We start from the raw sequence: 9,072 nt of genomic DNA, 5'->3' as shown, positions 1-9,072 counted from the left end.
GCGCGAGGCGACTTTGGGAGAGGAAGGTCTGCTCCGAGCGGGGCTGGAACTCCAGTCCGCCCGTGAGGGCCACGCCGAAGGGGTCGCTGCTGCTGCCGGAGGAGAGGACGTCCTCGAGTCCCCGGAACCCGACCGCACCCGCGAACCGGAGCCCGGACGTCAGCGGCATCTCGGAGGCCCCGACGCTCAAGCCGACCTCGCTCTCGGTGGGCCCCATGGTGATGTGCAGTGACAGCCGCTGGGGCTCATAGCTGATGCTGTCCACCGCGAGCTTGCTGGCGAAGCGGACCGTGGGCTTGTCGGAGGCGGGCTGAACCGCCGCGAGCCGGTGGGCGGCAGCTCCGAGTAGATGGCGGATGCGCAGCACCGCGAGATCCCCCCGGCCCTTCGGAACGCCAAGGTCGCGGAAGCTGAAGCCATAGGCTCCGAGCAGGCGCATCGAATACGCCAGCTCTGATTCCTCTTTGCGCTGTTTCCACTCCGGCCACTCGCCAGGCTGAAGACCGGGGACCCTGGGCGGAGGCTGTCCCGCGAGGCCGCGGTCACAGTGCGTGTTGCGCCAGGCACCGGCGGGCACTGTCACCTCGGGCTTGCTGCAAGCGTCGTAGAGCTGGTCCAGGGACATCTGCAACAGCGCCCGGAAGTCCGCCAGCGCTTCGCCCTGACACACCTGCTCCGCGCTGGGGAGGGTGTCATAGACGGCGTTCATGCAGGCGAAGGGCTGCCATCCTCCAACACCATCCATCGCCGCCGTGCGTGGCTTTTCCTGCGGCGTCCGTCCTTCCCGGAACGCGTCATCCATCATCCGCCGGGCGTCATACATGCCCAGGTAGAAATCAAAGACACGGAAGTCTCTCTCGAAGAAGCCCAGGAACGCGAAGAGGGGCGCACCGGCAGCGGGGAAGTGCCGGCGGGGCAGGGTGAGTCGCTGGGCAATCTCCGGCTCCTCCTCCAGGAGCATGGCCAGTTCCTTCGAACGGGCTGTGTCCACGAAGGTGGCCAGGAGCTCCGCGAGTGTCGCGGGCAGGGAGGTGGGACTGGCATCAGCCAGGGCAGGGGGCGCAACCGGATACTCGGTGGCGTCCGGGTCGATGAAGGCGAAAGCGATGCCCGGGGGCGTCGTGCGCACGTCGGGCTGTGGAACCGGGCGCCACTCCAGCTTGCCGTCCGCTGTTTCACGCAGGCCGTCACGCGCGAGCCCCACGGCCAGACGGAGCGGCGTGTTGTCGAAGACGCCACCGTCGATGAAGAGCTCCCGCCGCGCATCCATTGGCAGGCAGACCCCAGGCTTCGCGGAGGCCGTCGGTGCGCAGGTGCGCAGGGGCTGCGGCGGGAACGCGATGGGGAAGGACATCGACGCGAGGAGAAGCTCGCGCAGGTGCGCGAAGGGAATGTCCCCTTGCTCGTTTGTCTCCAGCAGCAGCTCCAGCCGGCGGCCCTCACGAGTCGTGTAGTTGGTTGCGCGAGGAGGACGTCCCGGCCCACGGCCCTGGATGCGGATGGCGAACTTCTCTTCGAGCCGGGGCAGGTCGAGACGTCCATTCGCGGCCTGAAGGGCACGAGGCGACAGGCGGGTCGTCGAGACTCCGAGCACGACGTCGCAGGCTGGATCCAGGCCGCGATTCCAGGCCTGTTCGATGTGTCCGGCACGGCGTCCCAGCGCCTCCCGGGAGAAGACACCCAGCGGCGTCGTCGAAGTCGGGACGAACAGGTCGTTGAAGCCAATGGGTACCCAGATGTCCCAGAACAGCGACTGTCCCGGCGTCGATGCATCCACGCCACAGGTCGCCATGACCGCCAGCAGCGCGTTGAGGCTTCCCGCGGACGCGCCTGTCACAAGCCGCAGATCCACCGCGCGCTCGCCCTGCGACGAAGTCCCCGAGTAGTACAGGAACCCTGCCTCATACGTCCCCAGGGACACGCCGCCACTCACGGTCAACGACACGGCCTTCGGGGCGTCCGATTGGAGTGGGCTGAGGGTCTGGGCCGTCGCGTTCAATGCGACGAAGAGCAGCACACAGGAGAGGCTACCGGTCAGCAGCGTGCGCACGGGTGACCTCAGGAAGCGTTCGTCCTGGTAACACGCCGGTAGACGCCCAACGTTTGTACGGCGCAGGTATCCCAGGTGAAACGCGCGGCGCGCTCTCTCCCCAGCTCAATCAATTCCCTGCGCTGTGTGTCATCGCGCAGGATTCGCAGCGTGGCTTCACGCCATGCATTGAAATCGTCGGGAGCGATTCGGATCGCCGCATTGCCCACGACCTCCGGAAGTGCCGTAGCATCCGCTGCGATGACCGGGCATCCCGCTGCCATGGCTTCCAGCGCTGGCAATCCAAACCCTTCATATCTGGACGGCACCAGGAGCGCGGCGGCTGCTCCGTAGAACAACAGCATCTCCGACTCGGGCAGTTGCTCCAGGTCGATGACGTTCTCGTGCAAACCCGTCTCGTGCGCCACCGCGCCCTTGCCCGCGAGCAGCACCAGCGGCACCGGCAGTTCCTCCGCGAACTTCGCCAGCATCGCCAGGTTCTTGAAGGGTTTGGCATTGCCGACGACCGCCACATACCGCTCCGGCAGTTCATGACGCTCCCGGAACGCCTTCGCCGCACTCGCAGTAGGCGGTTCGAACCGCGAATCCACTCCGTTGTGGATCACCTGGAACCGGTACGGCGACATCTTCAGATACTTCCCCAGCTCCTCCCGGGAAAAGTCAGACACCGTAATCAACGCGGATGCCAAGCGCGCCCGCGGCCCCACCACAGCCTTGTAATAAATCGCCTGCACCGGCGTGTACTGGTCCGCCAGCGCCAGGTGGTTCGCGTCGTGCAACGTCGCCACCAACTTGCCCGGCCAGAACAGCGGCAACGAGAACGACGTCGCGTGGAACAGGTCCGGCTTCAGCTTCGTCAGCTCGTACGCCAGCAGGGGCTGCTCGGTCGGTGACAGATACCCGGCACGCGAGCGGTGCAGCGGAATCTTCGGCGTCAGCTCACCCAGGTCGTCCGGCAGGCCCTTCGCCGGGACCAGGGCGGAGAACTCCAGGTCCGGGGCCAGGGCGGGCAGACGGCGCGCCAGCTCCAGCGCGTACCTCGCGATGCCGTGGAGCTGACCGCGCACCATTCTCAGGTCGAGGAGGACAGAAGGCACGCTCCCTGGCCTACCACACGCGGCCTTCCACCCGCACCGCCGCGCATCCAGTGCTAGAAGGCCCTCCCGTGAAGGTCGCCCTCGTCCACGACTGGCTCGTCACCCACCGCGGCGGAGAGCGCGTCCTCGACGCCCTCTGCGAACTGTTCCCCAGCGCGGACCTCTACACCCTCATCCACCAGCCGGGCAGCCAGCCCGCGCGCATCGAGAACCGGCGCATCACCACGTCGTTCCTCCAGCACATCCCCGGCATCCATGCGCGCTACCGGCACTTCCTGCCGCTGTTCCCCCGCGCCATCGAAGCCCTGCGCATCACCGGCGACTACGACCTGGTCCTGTCCTCCAGCCACTGCGTCGCCAAGGGCATCCACGCCCCTCCCGGCGTGCCCCACCTGAGCTACGTCCACGCTCCCATGCGGTACATGTGGGACCTGTTCGACGAGTACTTCGGCCCCGGCCGCACCCGCCTCCCCGTCCGCGCCGCCGCCCTCGCCGTGCGCCCCTACCTCCAGCACTGGGACCGCGCCTCCACCCACCGCGTGGACCGCATCGTCGCCAACTCCCAGCACATCGCCGGGAAGATCCGCCGCTTCTGGGGCCGCGAGGCCTCCGTCGTCCCGCCCCCCGTGGAGCTCGACCGCTTCACGCAGGTGCCGCTCGAAGGGGGAGGGCAGGGCGGCTACTTCCTGTGGCTCGGCGCCTTCGCCCCCTACAAGCGCCTGGACGTCGCCCTGGAGGCCTTCCGCACCCTGGACACGCCCCTCTGGGTCGTGGGCACGGGACAGGAGGCCTCGCGCCTCACGTCCGGTCCGCTTCCGCCCCACATCCGCTTCCTCGGCAACGTGCCCGACAGCGCGCTCCCCGCCCTCTACCGCGACGCGCGCGCGCTCCTCTTCACCCCCGAGGAGGACTTCGGCATCACCCCCCTGGAGGCCCAGGCCACCGGCCGCCCCGTCATCGCCTTCGGCAAGGGCGGCGCCCTGGAGACCGTCACCCCGAAGACGGGCCTCTTCTTCCCGGAGCAGACCCCCGCGTCCCTCGCCGCCGCCGTGCGCCAGTTCGACGCGTGGGAGGCCTCCTTCCGCCCCGAGGACGCCCGCGCCCAGGCCGAGCGCTTCGGCCGCGCCCGCTTCCAGCAGGCCCTCCAGGCGGAGGTGGACGCCCTGCTGGGACTGTCCCCGGGCTCCCCAGCGGTGTGACAGCGCTGTCCGCCCCGTCCCCACTTTCCCGAGGCCTGCCTGCCCGGCGTGTCGGAGGGTGTCTCCTGCCCTGCGGTCCAACCGGTTGGATTCACGGGAAAACCCATGGTAGGACGCCGCGCCGGGGGAGGGGCCCGGGCGCCTGACGGTGGCCGGGGCAAAGGGTGCGTGTCTTGCATCCGACGGACGGTCTTCGTCTCCCCCGTCAGGAGTCATCGCGGTGTTCGGTCGCCTGCAGCGCTTCTACACGTCCATCAAGGTCGCCGCCGACGCGGGGATGCTCGCGGTGGCGTTCGTGCTCGCGTACTTCACCCGCTTCAGCGGCGTGTTCCCCATCACCGAGGGCATCCCGCCCCCGGTCGAGACGTTCGTCTCCCTGGTGATGGTGCTCGTCATCTTCCCGATGACGTTCCAGCGGGCGCGGCTGTACGCGACCAACCGGGCGCGCTCGCACATGGGGGAGCTGTTCGAGCTCTTCAAGGCCACCATCACCGCGACGCTCGTCCTGGTGGCGGTGACGTACTTCATCCGCGAGCGCTACTCGCGCCTCACGCTGGCCATCTTCGTCGTCTACGCCTTCTCGCTCATCGCGCTCTCGCGCCTGTTCATGCGCCACCTGCTCAGCGAGGTGCGCCGGCGCGGCTACAACCTCAAGTCCATCCTCGTCATCGGCGAGGAGGAGCTGGGGCTGCGCACCATCGAGACGGTGGAGAGCCACCGCGAGCTGGGCTTCCGCGTGACGGGCGTGCTGGCGCTCAAGGAGGAGAAGGTCGGCCAGTGGGTGGGCGGCGTGCGCGTGGTGGGCCACGTGGGCGGGGTGGAGGCCTACCTGGATGCCCACCCGGTGGATCAGGTCATCATCGCCGTGCCGCTGGAGGACCAGGCGCGGGTGAAGCCGCTGATGGAGCAGCTGGCGCTGCGCACGGTGGACGTCAAGGTGGTGCCGGACCTGTACCAGTACATCACCCTGTACGGCGGCCTGGAGGAGTTCGGCGGCCTGCCCATCATCAGCCTCCAGGGCGACCCCATGGACGGCTGGAGCCGCGTGGCCAAGCGCGTGTTCGACGTGCTGTTCTCGCTGGTGGCCATCGCGGTCAGCGCGCCGATGATGGTGTTCACGGCCCTGCTGGTGCGCCTCACGAGCAAGGGCCCCATCCTCTACCGCCAGGAGCGGATGGGCATGGACGGGCGGACCTTCTCCATCCTCAAGTTCCGCACCATGCGCGTGGACGCCGAAGCGCAGGGCGCCACCATGGCCAGCGCGGCGGATGCGCGCCGCACGCCGGTGGGGACGTTCCTGCGCAAGTACTCGCTGGATGAGCTGCCGCAGTTCTTCAACGTGCTCCGGGGCGACATGAGCCTCGTGGGCCCGCGTCCGGAGCGGCCCGTCTTCATCGAGGAGTTCAAGCGCCAGATTCCGCGCTACCACCTGCGCCACAAGGTGAAGGCGGGCATCACCGGCTGGGCGCAGATCAACGGCCTGCGCGGCCAGACGTCCATCCAGAAGCGCATCGAGTACGACCTGTACTACATCGAGAACTGGTCGCTGCTGATGGACCTGAAGATCCTCCTGCGCACGGCGCTGGGCGGCTTCCTCTCGAAGAACGCCTACTGAACTCCAGTCCATTGGTCCGCGGACGCCTGCTCGGCTAGCGTTCGTGGCATGCAAGACATCTGGAAGAGGCGGGGGCTCTTTCTGCTGGTGGGACTCTGGGCGGCGCTCGCGGGCTGCGGCTCGGAGCCCTCCACGGGCAGCGCGCAGCTGGTGGCGCTGGTGCAGGGCGCGGTGGGGGCGGACGCCATCACCCAGGTGAGCGTCACCGTGACGGCGCCGGACATGGCCGCCCTCTCCGGCGCGCTGACGAAGGGCGAGGATGGCAACTGGGGCGGCACGCTCAGCGCGATCCCCGCCGGCTCCCAGCGCCTCTTCACCGCGCAGGCGTTCGACGCGTCCGGCGTGAAGCGCTTCGAGGGCCAGGCCCAGGACGTCACCATCACCGGTGGGCAGCTGGCCGCCGTGGCGTTGACCCTCCAGCAGGTGGGGACTCCGCCGCCCTTCGACAACGCGGTGCCGAGCATCAACTCCGTCGTCGCTTCCGTCAGCACCGTGGCTCCCGGGGGCACCGTCTCCATCACGGCCAGCGTCACCGACCCTGGCGACACGCTCACGTATTCCTGGAGCGCCCAGGCCGGCACCTTCTCCTCGCCGACGGGCACCGCGACGTCCTGGACGGCCCCCGAGACCGAGGGCCCCGTTGTCCTGACGCTGACGGTGACGGACTCACACGGCGCCTCGGCGTCGATCTCCTTCGCGCTCACGGTGACGTCCGGCCAGGGTAGCGCCGCGCTCACCGCGACCTTCAACACCTGGCCCCAGGTGACGAACCTCACCGCCACGCGCAACCAGGTGAATGTGAACGAGCCCACGCAGCTGACGGCGTCCGTCACGGAGACGGACGGGGACGCACTCACCTATCAGTGGACCGCCGGCTGCCCAGGGGCATGGACGAACGTGGCGTCCGCCACCGCGACCTTCACCCCCGACGACGAGATCATCCCCTCCGAGACCTCCTGCGGACGCTGCCCCGTCACCGTCACCGTCAGCGACGGGCGGGGCGGGGTCGCGAAGGGCACCCTGCGCCTGTGCGTGGGCGCCCCGCGCCCCGCGCGCTTCCCCCCGCAGATCGTCAGCACCTCGCCCGCTGGCAACACCGTGCCCGTGGTGGGGGCGATGACGTTTCGCGTGACGGCGAGTGACCCGCAGAACAGCCCGCTGACCTTCACCTGGAAGGCGGGCACCGGCACGCTCGGCAAGACCACCACCGGCGCCACCACCAGTGAGGTCCTCTGGACGCCGCCGAGCTGCGTTGAGTGGGGCCAGTCGACCTTCATCCGCGTCACGGTGAGGAACAACCATGGCCTGTCCACGTCCAGGCAGTTCAACCTCACGGGCCTGCCGGAATGCGCCGTCATGGGCTGGAGCGGCACGGAGCACATGGGGACCGCGCGGCTGATGCACACCGCGACGCTGCTCCAGGACGGCCGGGTGCTCGTGGTGGGGGGATACAACACGGACACGTCCGCGCGGGACGCCCTCTCCTCGGCGGAGCTCTATTCCCCGGTCACGGGCACGTGGCAGCCCACCGGCAGCATGGCCGTGCCCCGCCGGAACCACACCGCGACGCTGCTGCCGGATGGCCGCGTGCTCGTGACGGGTGGGCACCTCAACACGAACACCGACTCGTATGCCTCCGCCGAGCTGTACGACCCGAAGTCGGGCATCTGGACCTCCGCCGGCAGCATGCTCTCGGCGCGCGACTACCATCAGGCCGTCCTGCTGGGCACGGGCCAGGTGCTGGTGCTGGGCGGCGAGGTGTGGCAGGGCGGCACCCGGACGAAGCTCGCCAGCGCCGAACTCTATGACGCCGCCACCTACCAGTGGACTCCCACCGGAAACCTCACCGTGCCGCGCTACTTCGCGGCCGCGTCGCTGCTGCCCTCGGGGCAGGTGCTGGTGACGGGCGGCGAGGGGACACTCGGGGGGCAGGTCGCGACGGCGGAGCTGTACACCCCTGCCTCCGGCACCTGGAAGGCCACGGGCTCCATGGCCGTGAGCCGCCGCTTTCACACGCAGACGACGCTCCCGGACGGCCGCGTGCTCGTCACGAGCGGATACGGCTCCCCGTCGAGCACGAGCTGGACGAGGACGGCGGAGCTGTACACCCCAGCCACGGGCCTGTGGAGCAGCGCGGGGAACCTGGCCTATGGCCGCGTGGACCACACCGCGACGGTGCTGCCTTCGGGCCGGGTGCTCGTCGTCGGTGGGTTCGCCTACATCACCAACGGCTCCTACCACACGAACACCGCGGAGATTTTCGACCCGGAGCTGGGCACCTGGACGACCACGAGCAGCATGCTCATCCAGCGTGAGGCCCACACGGCGACCCTGCTGCCCACGGGCAAGCTGCTGGTGGCGGGCGGCTACTACGGCTACGCCCACATCTCCGCGGAGCTGTACACGGAGTAGCGGGCGCGGCACCCAATCCCAGCCAGGCGCACCGGCCTGGCGGCGGCAGGCAGGCGGGCACGACGGGCGCGCAGGTCGTATTCGCGCGCACCCTCTCATTGGCACCGCGAAGCCGTCTAGACTGCGGGCCGACATGGGCGACAAGCTGGGATTGACGCTGGTCCGCAAGGGCCTCCTGACGCAGGCGCAGCTCGACCAGGGCATGAGCGCACAGCTCGTGCACGGAGGCCGGCTGGGCTCCCGGCTCGTGGAGCTGGGGTTCCTCGACATCGAGACGGTGGGCATGGTGCTGGGCGAGCTGTCCCGGCTGCCGTCGCGATGGAGGCGGACTTCGACGCCGTCACCGACGCGACGCTGAAGCTGCTCACGGCGGATCAGGCGGAGAAGCACCAGGCGTTCCCGCTCGCGGTGGAGGGCCGGCGGCTGAAGGTCGCGATGGCCAACCCGCTGGACCTGCAGACCACGGATGCGCTCGGGTTCATCACCGGGATGCGCATCGTGCCGTACGTGGTGCCGGAGCTGCGGCTGTTCCACTACCAGAACCTGCGCTACGGCATCGACCGGCCGACGCGTCCGCTGAAGGCGGCCATCCCCGTGCCCGCGCGCCGCTCGGTGTCCATGCCGGCGGTGGCGTCCTTCTCCGCGGCGCCGGTGGTCGTGCCTCCGCCGGCCGTGCCGCCGCCGCCCGCGCCGTGCGCG

6 protein-coding genes and 1 pseudogene are annotated in these 9,072 nt (G+C 69.4%); 5 read left to right on the top strand and 2 right to left on the bottom strand.

From position 1 onward, the window contains the following. Positions 1-2,050, bottom strand: a 2,050-nt coding sequence (locus ACLEQD_RS30185; RefSeq protein ID WP_410388827.1) for a patatin-like phospholipase family protein, incomplete at its 3' end; no start/stop codon positions are given. Between the two features lie 8 nt (positions 2,051-2,058). Continuing rightward, entirely contained in the window at positions 2,059-3,120 is a 1,062-nt protein-coding gene (locus tag ACLEQD_RS30180; RefSeq protein WP_410388829.1) for a glycosyltransferase family 4 protein, read from the bottom strand. 95 nt (positions 3,121-3,215) lie between these two features. Here ACLEQD_RS30180 and ACLEQD_RS30175 point away from each other — a divergent pair, with 95 nt between their 5' ends. From ACLEQD_RS30175 to ACLEQD_RS30155, 5 genes and pseudogenes are all read left to right on the top strand, one after another. Beyond that, the gene (locus ACLEQD_RS30175; RefSeq protein ID WP_410388826.1) at positions 3,216-4,346 is read left to right on the top strand and encodes a glycosyltransferase; all 1,131 of its coding nucleotides are present in this window, start codon (positions 3,216-3,218) and stop codon (positions 4,344-4,346) included. Between the two features lie 220 nt (positions 4,347-4,566). Beyond that, positions 4,567-5,961, top strand: a complete 1,395-nt coding sequence (locus tag ACLEQD_RS30170) for an undecaprenyl-phosphate glucose phosphotransferase (RefSeq protein WP_410388824.1) — start codon at positions 4,567-4,569, stop codon at positions 5,959-5,961. 48 nt (positions 5,962-6,009) lie between these two features. Further along, positions 6,010-8,373 (top strand): kelch repeat-containing protein, encoded by a 2,364-nt coding sequence (locus ACLEQD_RS30165; RefSeq protein WP_410388822.1) that lies wholly within the window; start codon positions 6,010-6,012, stop codon positions 8,371-8,373. A gap of 133 nt (positions 8,374-8,506) precedes the next feature. Continuing rightward, the gene (locus ACLEQD_RS30160) at positions 8,507-8,731 is read left to right on the top strand and encodes a hypothetical protein (protein WP_410388820.1); all 225 of its coding nucleotides are present in this window, start codon (positions 8,507-8,509) and stop codon (positions 8,729-8,731) included. Further along, positions 8,692-9,072, top strand: a pseudogene (locus tag ACLEQD_RS30155) (hypothetical protein); the annotation flags it as partial. The gene ACLEQD_RS30160 and the pseudogene ACLEQD_RS30155, both read left to right, overlap by 40 nt.

The organism is Corallococcus sp. 4LFB (assembly GCF_046520365.1).
Taxonomy (GTDB): Bacteria; Myxococcota; Myxococcia; order Myxococcales; family Myxococcaceae; genus Corallococcus; species Corallococcus caeni.
This window is presented reverse-complemented; position numbering and strand designations above follow the sequence as displayed.